The 17,339-nt window shown below is 72.6% G+C and carries 15 protein-coding genes; 14 read left to right on the top strand and 1 reads right to left on the bottom strand.

Annotation, left to right across the window (positions count from 1 at the left end; all coding sequences use genetic code 11):
* The first annotated feature begins 183 nt into the window (after positions 1–183).
* The gene (locus ACFV3R_RS26185) at positions 184–1,671 is read left to right on the top strand and encodes a pyridoxal phosphate-dependent decarboxylase family protein (protein ID WP_385588003.1); all 1,488 of its coding nucleotides are present in this window, start codon (positions 184–186) and stop codon (positions 1,669–1,671) included.
* Between the two features lie 58 nt (positions 1,672–1,729).
* Here ACFV3R_RS26185 and bldD read toward each other — a convergent pair whose 3' ends face one another.
* Positions 1,730–2,230, bottom strand: coding sequence for a transcriptional regulator BldD (gene bldD / locus ACFV3R_RS26180; RefSeq protein ID WP_385588000.1), 501 nt, complete (start codon positions 2,228–2,230; stop codon positions 1,730–1,732).
* A gap of 261 nt (positions 2,231–2,491) precedes the next feature.
* On the opposite strand from bldD, the gene pyrR reads away from it, so the two are divergent.
* From pyrR to metK, 13 genes are all read left to right on the top strand, one after another.
* Positions 2,492–3,085 carry a bifunctional pyr operon transcriptional regulator/uracil phosphoribosyltransferase PyrR gene (gene pyrR, locus ACFV3R_RS26175; protein WP_385587997.1) on the top strand — a complete coding sequence of 198 codons (594 nt, stop codon included), beginning with the start codon at positions 2,492–2,494 and terminating at the stop codon, positions 3,083–3,085.
* Positions 3,086–3,177: 92 nt separating this feature from the next.
* Positions 3,178–4,158 (top strand): aspartate carbamoyltransferase catalytic subunit, encoded by a 981-nt coding sequence (locus ACFV3R_RS26170; protein ID WP_385587994.1) that lies wholly within the window; start codon positions 3,178–3,180, stop codon positions 4,156–4,158.
* The gene (locus tag ACFV3R_RS26165; protein ID WP_385587991.1) at positions 4,155–5,441 is read left to right on the top strand and encodes a dihydroorotase; all 1,287 of its coding nucleotides are present in this window, start codon (positions 4,155–4,157) and stop codon (positions 5,439–5,441) included. Before ACFV3R_RS26170 ends, ACFV3R_RS26165 begins: the two co-directional genes overlap by 4 nt.
* 11 nt (positions 5,442–5,452) lie before the next feature.
* Positions 5,453–6,079, top strand: a complete 627-nt coding sequence (locus tag ACFV3R_RS26160; protein ID WP_385588165.1) for a hypothetical protein — start codon at positions 5,453–5,455, stop codon at positions 6,077–6,079.
* The gene (gene carA, locus ACFV3R_RS26155; RefSeq protein ID WP_385587988.1) at positions 6,076–7,239 is read left to right on the top strand and encodes a glutamine-hydrolyzing carbamoyl-phosphate synthase small subunit; all 1,164 of its coding nucleotides are present in this window, start codon (positions 6,076–6,078) and stop codon (positions 7,237–7,239) included. Before ACFV3R_RS26160 ends, carA begins: the two co-directional genes overlap by 4 nt.
* Entirely contained in the window at positions 7,232–10,543 is a 3,312-nt protein-coding gene (gene carB / locus ACFV3R_RS26150; protein ID WP_385587985.1) for a carbamoyl-phosphate synthase large subunit, read from the top strand. Before carA ends, carB begins: the two co-directional genes overlap by 8 nt.
* A 277-nt stretch (positions 10,544–10,820) precedes the next feature.
* Entirely contained in the window at positions 10,821–11,930 is a 1,110-nt protein-coding gene (locus ACFV3R_RS26145; RefSeq protein ID WP_385587982.1) for a quinone-dependent dihydroorotate dehydrogenase, read from the top strand.
* A complete protein-coding gene (gene pyrF, locus ACFV3R_RS26140) occupies positions 11,927–12,814 on the top strand; it encodes an orotidine-5'-phosphate decarboxylase (protein ID WP_385587979.1) in 888 nt (295 codons plus the stop codon). The genes ACFV3R_RS26145 and pyrF overlap by 4 nt, the downstream gene beginning before the upstream one ends.
* 190 nt (positions 12,815–13,004) lie before the next feature.
* The gene (locus tag ACFV3R_RS26135) at positions 13,005–13,328 is read left to right on the top strand and encodes an integration host factor (RefSeq protein WP_385587976.1); all 324 of its coding nucleotides are present in this window, start codon (positions 13,005–13,007) and stop codon (positions 13,326–13,328) included.
* Between the two features lie 38 nt (positions 13,329–13,366).
* Positions 13,367–13,990 carry a guanylate kinase gene (gene gmk / locus ACFV3R_RS26130; protein WP_385587973.1) on the top strand — a complete coding sequence of 208 codons (624 nt, stop codon included), beginning with the start codon at positions 13,367–13,369 and terminating at the stop codon, positions 13,988–13,990.
* 36 nt (positions 13,991–14,026) lie between these two features.
* A complete protein-coding gene (rpoZ, locus tag ACFV3R_RS26125; RefSeq protein ID WP_385587970.1) occupies positions 14,027–14,302 on the top strand; it encodes a DNA-directed RNA polymerase subunit omega in 276 nt (91 codons plus the stop codon).
* Between the two features lie 189 nt (positions 14,303–14,491).
* Positions 14,492–15,721 carry a bifunctional phosphopantothenoylcysteine decarboxylase/phosphopantothenate--cysteine ligase CoaBC gene (gene coaBC / locus ACFV3R_RS26120; protein WP_385587967.1) on the top strand — a complete coding sequence of 410 codons (1,230 nt, stop codon included), beginning with the start codon at positions 14,492–14,494 and terminating at the stop codon, positions 15,719–15,721.
* Positions 15,722–16,051: 330 nt separating this feature from the next.
* Positions 16,052–17,260: a methionine adenosyltransferase gene (gene metK, locus ACFV3R_RS26115; RefSeq protein WP_385587964.1), complete on the top strand. Its 1,209-nt coding sequence runs from the start codon at positions 16,052–16,054 to the stop codon at positions 17,258–17,260.
* Positions 17,261–17,339 lie beyond the last annotated feature (79 nt).

The raw sequence follows: 17,339 nt of genomic DNA, 5'->3' as shown, positions 1-17,339 counted from the left end.
CGGTCCCGCGAGGACGCGCACCACACCGACCAGGCCCGGGACGGAACCACCACACGGTTCCGTCCCGGGCCTGGTGCATGTCCGCACGGGTCGCCTAGCGTGCCGCAGTGATCAGAAGGGGCCCGGGCGCCGCCCTGCCGGGCGACGTCCCCGGGCCCCGCGGGCGCGGCGACGGGAGAGTGGATGAGCGGGCAGGACACACCGGCGGCGCGGCAGGAGGCGGCCGGGGAGCCCGCCGGCGGGGCCGCGATACTACGCCGGCTCGCGGAGCTGCGGGCGGCGGACCTGCCGGTCCGCGGGGGACGGACCATGGCGTACGTCTACGACGCGGGGCTGCCGGAACTGGAGGAGCTGGCCGCGGCCGCGCACCAGGCCTTCGCCGGGGTCAACGGGCTGGACATGACGGCCTTCCCCAGCGTCGTCACCCTGGAGAACGACGTCGTGGCCCGGGCCGCGGCGCTGCTCGGCGGCGGCCCGGCAAGTGCCGGCACCTTCACCAGCGGCGGCACCGAGAGCTGCCTGCTGGCCGTCCTCACCGCCCGCGAGCACGCCCGGTCCACCCGTGGCGTCACGGCACCGGAGCTCGTCCTGCCGGTCACCGCGCACCCGGCCTTCCACAAGGCGGCGAAACTGCTGGGCCTGCGGGTCGTCAGCGTCCCCGTCGACCCGCAGACCTTCCGGGCCCGCCCCGCCGGAGTGGCTGCGGCGCTCACCGACCGCACCGCCCTGGTGGTGGTCTCGGCGCCCTCCTACGCCCACGGAGTGGTCGACCCGGTGGGCGAGGTCGCCGCCCTCGCGGCCGGGCGGGGGGTGCTCTGCCACGTCGACGCCTGTATCGGCGGCTGGTACCTGGGACACCTGCGCGGTGCGGAGGTGGTCCCGGTGCCCGATTTCGACCTCTCGGTGCCGGGCGTCACCTCACTCGCGGTGGACCTCCACAAGTACGCCTACACGCCCAAGGGCGCCTCGGTGCTGCTCTTCGCCGACGCCGGGCTGCGCCGCCACGGCTGGTTCGCCCACGCCTCCTGGCCGGGCTACCCGGTCGTCAACGCCACCTTGCAGGGCACCAAGCCGGCAGGTCCGCTGGCGGCGGCCTGGGCGGTGCTGCGGTACCTCGGCACCGACGGCTACCGGGACCTGGCGCTGCGGGTGCACCGTGCCGTGCAGGAGATCACCGAGGGGGTGGGGCGGATCCCGGGGCTGCGGGTCCTGGGGCGCCCGGACGCCTCACTGGTGGCCGTCGCCTCCGACGACCCCGGCCTGGACGTCTTCGTCGTCGCCGACGAGCTGCGGGGCAGTGGCTGGTACCTCCAGCCGCAACCGGCCTTCGGTGTCTCCCCGGCCAACCTCCACCTGACGGTCACGGCGGCGGCTGCGGGGGCGGAGGCGGTGCGGAGCCTGCTCACCGAGCTGGCGGCGGCCGTGGCACGGGCCCGCAGCCACGGGCCGGTGCGGGTGGACCCGGCCCTGCCGGCGGCGGCCGCCGGACTGGACCCGGAGACGATGACCGACCAGGAGGTGGCGGCGGCGCTCACGCTGGCCGGCGTCGGTGCCGACGGGACGCTGCCGCAGCGCATGGCGCCCGTCCTCGCGGTGCTCCAGGCACTCCCGCCGCGGCTGGCCGAACGGCTGCTGCCGGAGGTCGTCGGGGCGCAGTACCGCACCCGCTGATCCGGACGGCGGGCGGGGCGGTTTCCACCGCCCGCCGGTCGCGGGGTGCCGCGGTCGCTCAGACCTCTTCGTGCTGGACGGCGCGGCGCGCGTCGGCGCCGAGCACGCCCCAGCTGATGAGCTGCTCGGTCAGCACCGAGGGCGACTGGTCGTAGATGACGGCGAGGGTGCGCAGGTCGTCCTGGCGGATCGAGAGCACCTTGCCGTTGTAGTCGCCGCGCTGGCTCTGGATGGTGGCCGCGTAGCGCTGCAGCGGGCCGGCCTTCTCCGCGGGCACGGTGGCCAGGCGCTCCAGGTCCAGGACGAGCTTCGGCGGCGGCTCGGCCGCGCCGCCGGGGGTCGTCCCCGGGAGCAGCTCCTGGACCGGCACGCCGTAGAAGTCGGCCAGTTCGGCGAGGCGCTGGACGGTCACCGCGCGGTCGCCGCGCTCGTACGACCCGACCACCACGGCCTTCCACCGGCCCTGGGACTTCTCCTCGACGCCGTGGAGGGAGAGGCCCTGCTGGGTGCGGATGGCGCGGAGCTTGGCCCCGAGCTGCTTGGCGTATTCGCTGGACATAAAGCTCCCCGGACGCTGGAACATGTGCGGGCTCCGCCGCGTGGCTGGTAACTCACCGTAAGGTTACGCAGCGTAACCTCCATCCGTCAAGCTGAACGAGGCATGCCAGTGGTGGGGCAGGGCCGTGCGAGCTGCGCACATGCCCCTGATACGGTTGACGCGTCGAGGTCCGGCATGAGGCTTCCGGTCTCTTGTGGCCCGCGACACCCCAGACGTCCTTTAAGAGCCGTCCCGTGAGGCGGAGAAGGAGGTCCGTTTCGTATGGACGCACCCAGCAGTACCGATCACGCGGGCGCCGCAGCGCCCCGGCCCGTGCTCGAGGGCCCCGACATCGCCCGGATGCTCACCCGCATCGCCCACGAGATCGTCGAACGCGCCAAGGGCGCCGACGACGTGGTGCTCCTGGGCATCCCCACCCGCGGCGTCTTCCTCGCCCGGCGGCTCGCCGCGAAGCTTGAGGAGATCACCGGCCGCGCCGTGCCCGTCGGCTCCCTCGACATCACCATGTACCGCGACGACCTGCGCCTGGGCCCGGCCCGCACGCTGGCCCGCACCGACATCCCCGGCGACGGGGTCGAGGGCCGGCTCGTGCTGCTCGTGGACGACGTGCTCTTCTCGGGCCGCACCATCCGCGCCGCGCTCGACGCGCTCGGCGACATCGGCCGCCCCCGCGCCGTGCAGCTCGCGGTCCTCGTCGACCGCGGCCACCGGGAACTGCCCATCCGCGCCGACTACGTCGGCAAGAACCTCCCCACGTCGCTGCGGGAGACGGTCAAGGTCCAGCTCGCCGAGGAGGACGGCCGCGACGCCGTGCTGCTCGGAGTGAAGCAGACCGCCCCGACCGGCGAGCGCTAGCCACCGACACCCCGCCCGGCACCGCCGGGTGGATCGGCATGCCCACGCGCCGGACAATCCCGCCCGACTTCACCCACCTACGGAGAAACCGGATGATGCGTCACCTCATCTCGGCCGCCGACCTCACCCATGAGGACGCCGTCCTCATCCTCGACACCGCCGAGGAGATGGCCCGGGTGGCGGACCGGCCCATCAAGAAGCTGCCCACGCTGCGCGGCCGCACCGTCGTCAACCTCTTCTTCGAGGACTCCACCCGCACCCGGATCTCCTTCGAGGCCGCGGCGAAACGTCTCTCCGCGGACGTCATCAACTTCTCCGCCAAGGGCTCGTCGGTCTCCAAGGGCGAATCGCTCAAGGACACCGCGCTGACCCTGGAGGCCATGGGCGCCGACGCCGTCGTCATCCGCCACCACGACTCCGGCGCCCCGCACCGCCTGGCGACCTCGGACTGGATCGGCGGGTCCGTCGTCAACGCCGGCGACGGCACCCACGAGCACCCCACCCAGGCCCTGCTGGACGCCTTCACCATGCGCCGCCACATCGGCAGCGGGAAGGACCTCGCAGGCCGCCGCGTCACCATCGTCGGCGACATCCTCCACAGCCGGGTCGCCCGCTCCAACGTCCACCTGCTCGGCACCCTGGGCGCACACGTCACCCTGGTCGCCCCGCCCACCCTGCTGCCCGTCGGCGTGGAGTCCTGGCCCTGCGAGGTCTCCTACGACCTGGACCGGGTGCTGGCCGGCTCCGACGCCGTGATGATGCTCCGGGTACAGCGGGAGCGGATGAACGCCGCGTTCTTCCCCACCGAGCGCGAGTACGCCCGCCGCTACGGCCTGGACGGCGACCGCATGGCCCGCATGCCGGAGCACGCCGTCGTCATGCACCCCGGCCCCATGAACCGCGGCATGGAGATCACCGCCGAGGTCGCCGACTCGCCCCGCTGCACCGCGGTCGAACAGGTCACCAACGGCGTCTCCATCCGCATGGCCGTCCTCTACCTGCTGCTCGGCGGCAACGAGTCCGCCCTGAGCGCCCCCGCCGAACCCCGCGCCACCGAGGAGAACAACCGATGAGCAAGACCCTGATCCGCGGTGTGAAGCCGCTCGGCGGTGAGCCCACTGACGTCCTGATCGACGGCGAAAGCATCGCCGCCCTCGGCCCGGACCTCGCCGCGGACGGCGCCGAGGTGGTCGAGGCGGCCGGCCAGGTGCTGCTCCCCGGCCTCGTCGACCTCCACACCCACCTGCGCGAGCCCGGCCGGGAGGACTCCGAGACGGTCCTGACCGGCACGAAGGCCGCCGCCGCGGGCGGCTACACCGCCGTCCACGCCATGGCCAACACCTTCCCCGTCGCCGACACCGCCGGCGTCGTCGAGCAGGTCTGGCGCCTGGGCCGCGAGTCGGGCTACTGCGACGTGCAGCCGGTCGGCGCCGTCACCGTCGGCCTGGAAGGGCGCCAGCTCGCCGAGCTCGGCGCCATGCACGACTCGGCCGCCGGCGTGAAGGTCTTCTCCGACGACGGCAAGTGCGTCCACGACGCCGTCATCATGCGGCGCGCCCTGGAGTACGTGAAGGCCTTTGACGGCGTCGTGGCCCAGCACGCCCAGGAGCCCCGCCTGACCGAGGGAGCCCAGATGAACGAGGGCCTGGTCTCCGCCGAACTCGGGCTGGGTGGCTGGCCGGCCGTGGCCGAGGAGTCGATCATCGCCCGGGACGTGCTGCTCGCCGCCCACGTCGACTCCCGCGTCCACGTCTGCCACCTCTCCACCGCGGGCTCCGTGGAGATCGTGCGCTGGGCCAAGTCCAAGGGCTGGAACGTCACCGCCGAGGTCACCCCGCACCACCTCCTCCTCACCGACGAGCTGGTCCGCTCCTACAACCCCGTCTACAAGGTCAACCCGCCGCTGCGCACCGAGGCCGACGTGCACGCGCTGCGCGAGGCGCTCGCCGACGGGACCATCGACTGCGTCGCCACCGACCACGCCCCGCACCCCCACGAGGACAAGGACTGCGAGTGGGGCGCCGCGGCCATGGGCATGGTCGGCCTGGAGACCGCGCTCTCCGTGGTGCAGCACACCATGGTGGAGACCGGGCTGCTGGACTGGGCGGGCGTCGCGGACCGGATGTCCTTCCGGCCCGCCGCCATCGGCCGCCTCGCCGGGCAGGGCCGCCCCCTGGCCGTCGGCGAGCCCGCGAACCTGACCCTCCTCGACTCCGCTTACCGTGGAGTCGTGGACCCCGCGGGCTTCGCCTCCCGCAGCCGGAACACCCCCTACCAGGGGCGTGAGCTGCCGGGACGCGTCATCCACACCTTCCTGCGGGGCCGTGCGACGGTCGTCGAGGGGAAGTTGACGTGAGCGTTCCACAGATCGCGGCGGCCCTGCCGCGGGCGGCGGCGCAGCACTCCGCGCCCGTCACCGACTGGCCCGCCCGCATCGGCTGGGTCGTGGGGCTGGTCCTGGTGGTGGCACTGGTCTACTGGCTGATGCGCCAGGGCTGGAAGTGGCGGCAGACGGTGCAGAGCGACATCCCCGACCTGCCCGCGCCCCCCGAGCACACCGGTGAGCCGCTCCTCACGCTGAGTGGCCGCTACCACGGCTCGACCACCGCCGGGCAGTGGCTGGACCGGATCGTCGCCCACGACCTGGGCGTCCGCAGCCGGGCCGAGCTCACCCTCGACGCGAGCGGCCTGACCGTGCTGCGGCCCGGCTCCCGCGACTTCCACATCCCCGCCGAGCGGCTGCGCGGCGCCCGCCTGGAACGCGGCATCGCCGGCAAGGTGCTGCCCGAGGGCGGCCTCCTCGTCGTCACCTTCAGCCACGGCGACCGGCTGGTCGACTCCGGATTCCGCTCCGACGACGCCGGCGAGCACCCGGCCTGGGTGCGCGAGGTCGACCGGCTCAGCCCCGAACACTTCACCCTCCCCGATTCCGGCACCCCCGCCGGGGCGCGCGGGAAGACATCCGAGAACGCACCGAAGGAAGGCGCACGATGACCACCTCCGCCCCGGGAGCCACGCGGGCCCCCGCCGTACTCGTCCTGGAGGACGGCCGCATCTTCCGCGGCCGTGCCTACGGGGCCGTGGGGGAGACCTTCGGCGAGGCCGTGTTCTCCACCGGCATGACCGGCTACCAGGAGACGCTGACCGACCCCTCCTACCACCGCCAGGTGGTCGTCATGACCGCCCCGCACATCGGCAACACCGGCGTCAACGACGAGGACCCCGAGTCGGCGCGCGTCTGGGTCGCCGGCTACGTGGTGCGCGACCCCGCACGCACCCCCTCCAACTGGCGCTCGGTACGCACCCTGGACGACGAGCTCGCCGCCCAGGGCGTTGTCGGCATCTCCGGTGTCGACACCCGCGCCCTCACCCGCCACCTGCGCGAACGCGGTGCCATGCGCGTCGGCATCTTCTCCGGCGAGGCCCTCACCACCGAGGCCGGCGCCCGTGTCGACGACACCGCGCTGCTCGCCAAGGTCCGCCAGGCACCCGAGATGGCCGGCGCCGACCTCTCCGCCGAGGTCGCCACCAAGGCCGCCTACGTGGTGCCCGCCATCGGCGAGAAGAAGTTCACCGTCGCCGCCGTCGACCTCGGCATCAAGGGAATGACCCCGCACCGCATGGCCGAGCGCGGCATCGAGGTGCACGTGCTGCCGGCCACCGCCACCGCCGAGGACATCTACGCCGTGGGGCCCGACGGTGTGTTCTTCTCCAACGGCCCCGGCGACCCGGCCACCGCGGACGCCCCCGTCGCCGCCATGCGCGGCGTCCTGGAGCGCGGCACCCCGCTCTTCGGCATCTGCTTCGGCAACCAGATCCTCGGCCGCGCCCTCGGCTTCGGCACCTTCAAGCTGAAGTACGGCCACCGCGGCATCAACCAGCCGGTCCAGGACCGCGCCACCGGCAAGGTCGAGGTCACCGCGCACAACCACGGCTTCGCCGTCGACGCCCCGCTCGACCGCGTCTCCGACACCCCCTTCGGCCGGGCCGAGGTCTCCCACGTCTGCCTCAACGACAACGTGGTGGAGGGACTCAACCTCCTCGACCGCCCCGCCTTCAGCGTCCAGTACCACCCCGAAGCGGCGGCAGGACCGCACGACGCCGCCTACCTGTTCGACCGCTTCGTCACCCTGATGGAGGGCCAGCGTGCCTAAGCGCACCGATATCCAGTCCGTCCTGGTCATCGGCTCCGGCCCGATCGTCATCGGCCAGGCCGCGGAGTTCGACTACTCCGGCACCCAGGCATGCCGCGTCCTGAAGGCCGAGGGCCTGCGCGTCATCCTGGTCAACTCCAACCCGGCGACGATCATGACCGACCCGGAGATCGCCGACGCCACCTACGTCGAGCCGATCACCCCGGAGTTCGTCGAGAAGATCATCGCCAAGGAGCGCCCCGACGCGCTGCTGCCGACCCTCGGCGGCCAGACCGCGCTCAACACCGCGATCTCCCTCGACACCGCCGGAACCCTGGAGAAGTACGGCGTCGAGCTGATCGGCGCGAACGTCGAGGCGATCAACAAGGGTGAGGACCGCGACCGGTTCAAGGAGGTCGTGGAGGAGGTCCGCCGCAAGATCGGGCACGGCGAGTCCGCGCGCTCCTACATCTGCCACTCCATGGACGACGTCATGAAGGGCGTCGAGGAGCTCGGCGGCTACCCCGTCGTCGTCCGCCCCTCCTTCACCATGGGCGGCGCCGGCTCCGGCTTCGCCCACGACGAGGAGGAGCTGCGCCGCATGGCCAGCACCGGCCTCACCCTCTCGCCGACCACCGAGGTGCTCCTGGAGGAGTCCATCCTCGGCTGGAAGGAGTACGAGCTGGAGCTGATGCGCGACAAGAACGACAACGTGGTCGTCGTCTGCTCGATCGAGAACTTCGACCCGATGGGCGTCCACACCGGTGACTCGATCACCGTCGCCCCGGCGATGACGCTCACCGACCGCGAGTACCAGGTACTGCGTGACGTCGGCATCGCGATCATCCGCGAGGTCGGCGTCGACACCGGCGGCTGCAACATCCAGTTCGCCGTCAACCCCGTCGACGGCCGGGTCATCGTCATCGAGATGAACCCGCGCGTCTCCCGCTCCTCCGCGCTCGCCTCCAAGGCCACCGGCTTCCCGATCGCCAAGATCGCCGCCCGCCTGGCCGTCGGCTACACGCTGGACGAGATCCCCAACGACATCACCGAGAAGACGCCGGCCTCCTTCGAGCCGACCCTCGACTACGTCGTCGTCAAGGTGCCCCGGTTCGCCTTCGAGAAGTTCCCGGCCGCCGACGCCCGCCTCACCACCACCATGAAGTCGGTCGGCGAGGCCATGGCCATCGGCCGCAACTTCCCCGAGGCGCTCAACAAGGCACTGCGCTCGCTGGAGAAGAAGGGCAGCCAGTTCGCCTTCACCGGCGACCCCGGTGACAAGGGCGCCCTGCTGCTGCGCGCCGAGATGCCCACCGACGGCCGCATCAACACCGTCATGCAGGCCATCCGCGCCGGCGCCACCCAGCAGGAGGTCTTCGACGCCACGAAGATCGACCCCTGGTTCGTCGACCAGCTCTTCCTGATCCACGAGATCGCCCAGGAGATCGCCGCCGCCCCGGCCCTGGAGCCGGAGATCCTGGCCGAGGCCAAGCGCCACGGCTTCTCCGACCAGCAGATCGCCGAGATCCGCTCGACCCGCGAGGAGGTCGTGCGCGAGGTGCGCCACGCCCTCGGTGTGCGTCCGGTGTACAAGACGGTCGACACCTGCGCCGCCGAGTTCGCCGCGAAGACCCCGTACTTCTACTCCTCCTACGACGAGGAGAGCGAGGTCGCGCCGCGCGAGAAGCCGGCCGTGATCATCCTCGGCTCCGGGCCCAACCGCATCGGCCAGGGCATCGAGTTCGACTACTCCTGCGTCCACGCCTCCTTCGCGCTCAGCGACGCGGGCTACGAGACCGTGATGGTCAACTGCAACCCGGAGACCGTCTCCACCGACTACGACACCTCCGACCGGCTCTACTTCGAGCCGCTCACCCTCGAGGACGTCCTGGAGGTCTACCACGCCGAGGCGGCGGCCGGCCCTGTCGTCGGCGTCGTCGTCCAGCTCGGCGGCCAGACCCCGCTGGGCCTGGCGCAGGCCCTCAAGGACAACGGCGTGCCCATCGTCGGCACCTCGCCGGAGGCCATCGACCTCGCCGAGGAGCGCGGCGCCTTCGGCCGGGTGCTCGCCGAGGCCGGCCTGCCCGCCCCCAAGTACGGCACGGCCTTCTCCTACGCCGAGGCCCGCACCATCGCCGCCGAGATCGGCTACCCGGTCATGGTCCGGCCGTCCTACGTCCTGGGCGGCCGCGGCATGGAGATCGTCTACGACGAGGCCAGCCTGGAGCAGTACCTGGAGCGCCACGCCGGCCTGATCGACAAGCACCCGGTGCTCATCGACCGCTTCCTCGACGACGCCATCGAGATCGACGTGGACGCGCTCTACGACGGCGAGGAGCTCTACCTCGGCGGCGTCATGGAGCACATCGAGGAGGCCGGCATCCACTCCGGCGACTCGGCGTGCGCCCTGCCCCCCATCACCCTGGGCGGCTTCGACATCAAGCGGCTGCGGGCCTCCACCGAGGCCATCGCCCGCGGCGTCGGGGTGCGCGGACTGATCAACATCCAGTTCGCGATGGCCGGCGACATCCTCTACGTCCTGGAGGCCAACCCGCGCGCCTCGCGGACCGTGCCGTTCACCTCCAAGGCGACCGCCGTGCCGCTGGCCAAGGCCGCCGCCCGCATCTCGCTGGGCGCCACCGTCGCCGAGCTGCGCGCCGAGGGCATGCTGCCGAAGACCGGCGACGGCGGCACCCTGCCGCTGGACGCGCCGATCTCCGTCAAGGAGGCCGTGATGCCCTGGTCGCGCTTCCGCGACACCTCGGGCCGCGGCGTGGACACCATCCTCGGCCCGGAGATGCGCTCCACCGGCGAGGTCATGGGCATCGACACCGTCTTCGGCACGGCGTACGCCAAGTCGCAGGCTGGCGCCTACGGGGCGCTCCCGCTGCGGGGCCGCGCCTTCGTCTCGGTCGCCAACCGCGACAAGCGCTCGATGATCTTCCCGGCCCGGGAACTGGTCGCGCACGGCTTCGAGCTGCTGGCCACCTCCGGCACCGCCGAGGTCCTGCGCCGCAACGGCATCAACGCCACCGTGGTGCGCAAGCAGAGCGAGGGCGAGGGCCCCAACGGCGAGAAGACCATCGTCCAGCTCATCCACGACGGCCAGGTCGACCTGATCGTCAACACCCCCTACGGCACCGGTGGCCGCCTGGACGGCTACGACATCCGCACGGCCGCCGTCGCGCGCTCCGTGCCGTGCCTGACCACCGTGCAGGCGCTGGCCGCAGCGGTGCAGGGCATCGAGGCGATGTCCGGCGGCGAGGTCACGGTCCGCTCCCTCCAGGAGCACGCCGCCCACCTCACCGCCGCCCGCCTGGCGTAAGGGGTCCTTGCCATATGCCCGCCCGGGCCGCGTGGTCTGGCACCGCACCTCGCGGCGTTGCCGAAAAGCCCTGGTAGCTCCGCTACGAGGACTCGACGGCGCCTTGCGATGCACGGCACCAGACCACGCGACCTCATCGGACGCTCATATGGCAAGGACCCCTGACAGGGCGCGCGGCACCGGCCGGGCGGGGGAGACGCTTCCCCGCCCGGCCGGTGCGCGCCGCCCGCCGCCCCCGCTCCCGCAGGCCCACCCCGCCGGAAGGCACCCCTCCGCGATGTACCGACTCCTCTTCCACGCCCTCTTCCGGCGGATGGACCCCGAGAAGGCCCACCACCTGGCCTTCGGCTGGATCCGCCTCGCCGCCCGCACCCCCGTGCTGCGCACCCTCGCCGCCGCCGTCCTCGCGCCCCGCCACCGGGAGCTGCGCGTCGAGGCGCTCGGCCGCCGCATGCACGGCCCCTTCGGCCTGGCCGCCGGCTTCGACAAGAACGGCGTCGCGATCGACGGCATGGCGATGCTCGGCTTCGACCACGTCGAGATCGGCACTGTCACCGGCGAGCCGCAGCCCGGCAACCCCAGGAAGCGCCTGTTCCGGCTCGTCCCCGACCGCGCGCTCATCAACCGGATGGGCTTCAACAACGACGGCTCGGCAGCGGTGGCCGCCCGCCTGGCCGCCCGCCGGCCCGTCATGGCCACCACCCTCGGCGTCAACATCGGCAAGACGAAGGTGGTGCCCGAGGCGGAGGCGGTCGGCGACTACGTCACCTCCGCCGAGCGGCTCGCCCCGCACGCCCACTACCTCGTCGTCAACGTCTCCTCGCCGAACACACCCGGCCTGCGGAACCTCCAGGCCGTCGACCACCTGCGGCCGCTGCTCACCGCCGTGCGGGAGGCGGCCGACCGCACGGTCACCGACCGGCACGTCCCGCTCCTGGTCAAGATCGCCCCCGACCTCGCCGACGAGGACGTCGACGCGGTGGCCGACCTCGCACTGGAACTGGGCCTGGACGGCATCATCGCCACCAACACCACCATCGCCCGCGAGGGCCTGGGCCTGCGGTCCGCGTCCAGCCTGGTGGCGGAGACCGGCGGCCTGTCCGGCGCGCCCCTCAAGGAGCGCTCGCTTCAGGTGCTGCGCCGGCTGCACGCACGGGTCGGGGACCGCATCACGCTCGTCGGCGTCGGCGGCGTGGAGAGCGCCGAGGACGTCTGGGAGCGCATCCTGGCCGGCGCCACCCTGGTCCAGGGCTACAGCGCCTTCATCTACCAGGGGCCCTTGTGGTGCCGCCGCCTGCACCGCGGCCTCGCGGACCTGCTGCGCGAGAGCCCCTACGCCACCCTCGCCGAGGCCGTCGGCGCCGAAGCCCGGAAGGTGAACCCGTGACCACCGCCCCCCTCCCCTTCGGCGCCCGGCTGCGCGCCGCCATGGACGCCCGCGGGCCGCTGTGCGTCGGCATCGACCCGCACGCCTCGCTCCTCACCTCCTGGGGTCTGAGCGACGACGTGGCCGGGCTGGAGCGGTTCGCGCGCACCGTGGTGGAGGCGCTGGCCGACCGCGTCGCGGTGCTCAAGCCGCAGTCCGCGTTCTTCGAGCGGTTCGGCTCGCGCGGCACGGCGGTGCTGGAGGACGTGGTCGCCCAGGCGCGCGCGGCCGGCGCCCTGGTGCTCATGGACGCCAAGCGTGGCGACATCGGCTCCACCATGGCCGCGTACGCCGCCACCTACCTCGACCCGGCCTCGCCCCTGTTCAGCGACGCCGTGACGGTCAGCCCGTACCTGGGCTACGGGTCCCTGCAGCCCGCGGTGGACCTGGCGCGGGAGCACGGCGGCGGCCTGTTCGCGCTGGCGCTCACCTCCAACCCCGAGGGGCGGGAGGTCCAGCATGCGGTGCGCGGCGACGGACGCAGCGTGGCCGCGACCGTCCTGGACCACCTGCGCGAGGAGAACGCCCGGGAGGCCGCGGAGGTCCCGGCGGCCACGGGCCCCTCCGCGCCGCTGGGCTCCTTCGGCGCGGTGGTCGGCGCGACGCTCGGTGACCTCTCGGCGTACCCGCTGGGGATCGGCGGGCCGCTCCTGGCGCCGGGCATCGGGGCCCAGGGCGCCACGCCCGCCGACCTGCCCGCGGTCTTCGGGGCTGCGGTGCGCGAGGTCGTCCCCAGCGTGAGCAGGGGGGTGCTGCGGCACGGTCCGGGGGTGGCGGCACTGCGGTCGGAGGCGCAGCGGTGGGCCGACGAGGTGCGCGCAGCGGCCGTACAAGAGGGACATTAGTAGCGAAATCTCCCAGTCGGCCACAGCTGACCAGGACTTTTCCTCTTTTCTCGCTGACTCCGGCCGCCTTGGCCGCTAGTCTCCGAGCAGAGCACTGCACGTAAGCGCGTTGCTCGTTGCTCCGCTTAGGCGGTGCGACTAGGTTCCAACGGTCCGTATCCGACAGTTCGACATCCGAGGTGACGTAGGCGTGGCTCTTCCGCCCCTTACCCCTGAACAGCGCGCAGCCGCGCTCGAGAAGGCCGCCGCGGCTCGCCGGGAGCGCGCCGAGGTCAAGAATCGACTGAAGCACTCCGGGGCATCCCTGCACGAGGTCATCAAGCAGGGGCAGGAGAACGAGGTCATCGGCAAGATGAAGGTGTCCGCCCTCCTGGAGTCCCTGCCGGGCGTCGGCAAGGTCCGCGCCAAGCAGATCATGGAGCGTCTGGGGATCTCCGAGAGCCGCCGTGTGCGCGGTCTCGGCTCGAACCAGATCGCCTCTCTGGAGCGGGAGTTCGGAAGCACCGCTTCCTGAGTTCTCCGCCACCCCCGGGAAGCTGGAATAATCGCGGCATGAGTGCAGCAGTGCCCCACGGCGCGGGCGACCCCGACGCCGCGCGGGAGGTCCCCCCAGCCCACCCGGTCAGGCAGCCGCGGCTGACCGTGCTCTCCGGCCCCTCGGGGGTGGGCAAGAGCACGGTCGTCGCGCATCTGCGCAAGGTGCATCCCGAGATCTGGCTCTCGGTCTCCGCCACCACGCGCACCCCCCGGCCCGGCGAGCGCCACGGCGTCCACTACTTCTTCGTCGACGACGAGGAGTTCGACAAGCTGGTCGCCAACGGCGAACTGCTGGAGTGGGCCGAGTTCGCCGGCAACCGCTACGGAACCCCGCGCCAAGCCGTCCTGGAGCGGCTGGAGTCCGGTGAGCCGGTGCTGCTGGAGATCGACCTCCAGGGCGCCCGGCAGGTCCGGGAGTCCATGAACGATGCCAGGCTGGTCTTCCTCGCCCCGCCGAGCTGGGACGAGCTGGTCCGCCGTCTCACCGGCCGCGGCACCGAGGCCCCCGAGGTGATCGAACGCAGGCTCCAGGCGGCCCGCACCGAGCTGGCGGCCGAGCCCGAGTTCGACACCACCCTTGTCAACACCTCCGTCGAGGACGTGGCCCGCGAGCTGCTAGCCTTGATGGAAGTTCTGTGAACGCACGACAGACTCCACCCCTTCGGAAGGCAGAGAGTGTCCTCTTCCATCACCGCGCCCGAGGGCATCATCAATCCGCCGATCGATGAGCTGCTCGAAGCCACCGACTCGAAGTACAGCCTGGTCATCTACGCCGCCAAGCGCGCGCGCCAGATCAACGCGTACTACTCGCAGCTCGGTGAGGGCCTCCTTGAGTACGTGGGTCCGCTCGTCGACACCCACGTCCACGAGAAGCCGCTGTCGATCGCACTGCGCGAGATCAACGCGGGTCTGCTGACCTCCGAGGCCGTCGAGGGCCCGGTCACCCAGTAGCACCGCGCGGGGAAGCGCCCCGCGCGCACTCACCACGGGCCTGGCGGCGCGACCGCCGGGCCCGTGGTGTGTCATGGGTGGGTCGACCGGCAACGGCGACGCAGGCCGCGACAGGGGCCGCCCACCGGGTGGCCGTCGCAGGTGGTCCGGATACGAGCCGGCGGGGCCGGCAGGCGGGGAGAGGCGAGGATGGACGAGCGGGAGCAGAGCGGGCAGGCGCAGGCGGCGCCGTCCGTCGTGCTGGGCGTGAGCGGGGGCATCGCCGCCTACAAGGCGTGCGAGCTGCTGCGGCGGTTCACCGAGTCCGGCCACGACGTCCGGGTGGTGCCGACCGCCGCCGCGCTGCACTTCGTGGGCGAGGCCACCTGGGCGGCGCTGTCCGGCAAGCCCGCCACCACCGAGGTGTGGGAGTCCGTCCACGAGGTGCCGCACGTGCGCATCGGCCAGCAGGCCGACCTGGTCGTGGTCGCCCCCGCCACCGCCGACCTGCTGGCCCAGGCGGCCCACGGCCTCGCCCACGACCTGCTCACCAACACCCTCCTGACCGCCCGGTGCCCCGTGGTCTACGTCCCGGCCATGCACACCGAGATGTGGGAGAACCCGGCGACCCAGGAGAACGTCGCGACCCTGCGCCGCCGCGGCGCCCTGGTGCTGGAGCCGGCCGTCGGCCGCCTGACCGGCGCCGACACCGGCAAGGGCCGGTTCCCCGACCCCGCCGAGATCTTCGCCTTCTGCCGGACGGTGCTCGCCCGCGGCACGGCCGTCCAAGACCTGGCCGGACGCCATGTGGTCGTCAGCGCCGGCGGCACCCGTGAGCCGCTGGACCCGGTCCGCTTCCTCGGCAACCGCTCCTCCGGCCGGCAGGGGTACGCCCTGGCCGCGACCGCGGCGGCGCGCGGCGCACGGGTCACGCTGCTGGCCGCCAACGCCGACCTGCCCGTCCCGGCCGGGGTGGAAGTCCGTCCGGTCGGCACCGCGGTGCAGTTGAGGGAGGCCGCCCTGGCGGCGGCCGCGGACGCCGACGCCGTGGTGATGGCCGCAGCCGTCGCCGACTTCCGGCCCGCGACCTACGCCACCGGGAAGATCAAGAAGCGGGAGGGGCAGGAGCCGGAGCCCGTGGCGCTGGTGCGCAACCCCGACGTCCTGGCGGAACTCGCGGCCGAGCGCCGCCCCGGCCGGGTGGTGGTGGGCTTCGCCGCGGAGACCGACGACGTCCTCGCCAACGGCCGCGCAAAGCTCCGGCGCAAGGGCTGCGACCTGCTGGTGGTCAACGAGGTGGGAGCGGAGAAGACCTTCGGGGCCACCGAGAACGAGGCCGTGATCCTCGCCACGGACGGTACCGAGACCCCGGTGCCGCACGGGCCGAAGGAGGCACTGGCGGACCGGGTCTGGGACCTGGTCGCCGCACGTCTGGGCTGAGCCGCGGGAAGGGCGGCGGGAGCGCCCGGGAGCAGCCCGCGGCGCCCGGACCCCGGTCCGCGCCCCGGTGGGGCGCCCGGCCCCGGCGAGATCGCCGACCGCCCCCCGACGCCACCGTTCCCCTCGCGTCACCACGGTCGGAGCCGCGCGATCGGGCAGGATACGGACCACGACGCGGCTGTGGCGCAGGCCACGCGACTCCCGGAGTTCGAGACCGTGTGCCGCAACGCCACACATGACCGATAAACTGGCCGCTGGAACGGGCCGGGCGCAGCTCCCGGCCTGTCTGCTCATGATCAGCCAGCAGCCGCTGCAACCCCAGGGAGCGATGTGTCCCGCCGTCTGTTCACCTCGGAATCCGTGACCGAGGGTCACCCTGACAAGATCGCTGACCAGATCAGCGACACGATCCTCGACGCCCTCCTGAAGGAGGACCCGGCCTCCCGGGTCGCCGTCGAGACGCTCATCACCACCGGCCAGGTCCACGTGGCCGGCGAGGTGACCACGAAGGCCTACGCCGACATCCCCCACCTGGTGCGCGACAAGATCCTGGACATCGGCTACGACTCCTCGAAGAAGGGCTTCGACGGCGCCTCCTGCGGCGTCTCGGTGTCCATCGGGTCGCAGTCCCCGGACATCGCCCAGGGCGTCGACACGGCGTACGAGAACCGTGTGGAGGGCGACGAGGACGAGCTGGACCGGCAGGGCGCCGGCGACCAGGGCCTGATGTTCGGGTTTGCGTGCGACGAGACCCCCGAGCTCATGCCGCTCCCGATCTACCTGGCGCACCGCCTCTCGCGGCGCCTGTCCGAGGTGCGCAAGAACGGCACCATCCCCTACCTGCGCCCCGACGGCAAGACCCAGGTCACCATCGAGTACGACGGCCACAAGGCGGTCCGGCTCGACACGGTCGTGGTCTCCACGCAGCACGCCGCCGACATCGACCTGGACTCGCTGCTCGCTCCCGACGTCCGCGAGTTCGTCGTCGAGCACGTCCTGGCCCAGCTCCTCGAAGAGGGCATCAAGCTGGAGACCGAGGGCTACCGCCTGCTGGTCAACCCGACCGGCCGCTTCGAGATCGGCGGCCCCATGGGCGACGCCGGCCTGACCGGCCGCAAGATCATCATCGACACCTACGGCGGCATGGCCCGGCACGGCGGCGGTGCGTTCTCCGGCAAGGACCCGTCCAAGGTCGACCGGTCCGCCGCCTACGCCATGCGCTGGGTCGCCAAGAACGTCGTCGCAGCGGGCCTGGCCGCCCGGTGCGAGGTCCAGGTCGCCTACGCCATCGGCAAGGCCGAGCCGGTCGGTCTGTTCGTGGAGACCTTCGGCACCGCGACCGTCGACACCGACAAGATCGAGCAGGCCATCGCCGAGGTCTTCGACCTGCGTCCGGCCGCGATCATCCGCGACCTGGACCTGCTCCGCCCGATCTACGCCGAGACCGCCGCCTACGGCCACTTCGGCCGCGAGGAGGCCGGCTTCACCTGGGAGCGCACCGACCGCGTCGACGCCCTGCGCGCCGCCGCCGGCATCTGAGCCCCCGGCGCACCACGGGTACGGCCCCGCCACCTCCGCGGAGGTGGCGGGGCCGCCGTGCGTGGTGGTCCCGCCGGGC

Origin of the sequence: Streptomyces sp. NPDC059740, from assembly GCF_042733155.1 — a bacterium.
Taxonomy (GTDB): Bacteria; Actinomycetota; Actinomycetes; order Streptomycetales; family Streptomycetaceae; genus Streptomyces.
The sequence above is the reverse complement of the archived record's forward strand: the minus strand, read 5'-3'. Positions and strand labels throughout refer to the sequence as shown.

Coding starts and splice junctions, on each gene's coding strand:
- ACFV3R_RS26185 (WP_385588003.1), top strand. CDS start 184: ATGAGCGGGCAGGACACACCGGCGGCGCGGCAGGAGGCGGCCGGGGAG.
- bldD (WP_385588000.1), bottom strand. CDS start 2,230: ATGTCCAGCGAATACGCCAAGCAGCTCGGGGCCAAGCTCCGCGCCATC.
- pyrR (WP_385587997.1), top strand. CDS start 2,492: ATGGACGCACCCAGCAGTACCGATCACGCGGGCGCCGCAGCGCCCCGG.
- ACFV3R_RS26170 (WP_385587994.1), top strand. CDS start 3,178: ATGATGCGTCACCTCATCTCGGCCGCCGACCTCACCCATGAGGACGCC.
- ACFV3R_RS26165 (WP_385587991.1), top strand. CDS start 4,155: ATGAGCAAGACCCTGATCCGCGGTGTGAAGCCGCTCGGCGGTGAGCCC.
- carA (WP_385587988.1), top strand. CDS start 6,076: ATGACCACCTCCGCCCCGGGAGCCACGCGGGCCCCCGCCGTACTCGTC.
- ACFV3R_RS26145 (WP_385587982.1), top strand. CDS start 10,821: ATGTACCGACTCCTCTTCCACGCCCTCTTCCGGCGGATGGACCCCGAG.
- gmk (WP_385587973.1), top strand. CDS start 13,367: ATGAGTGCAGCAGTGCCCCACGGCGCGGGCGACCCCGACGCCGCGCGG.
- coaBC (WP_385587967.1), top strand. CDS start 14,492: ATGGACGAGCGGGAGCAGAGCGGGCAGGCGCAGGCGGCGCCGTCCGTC.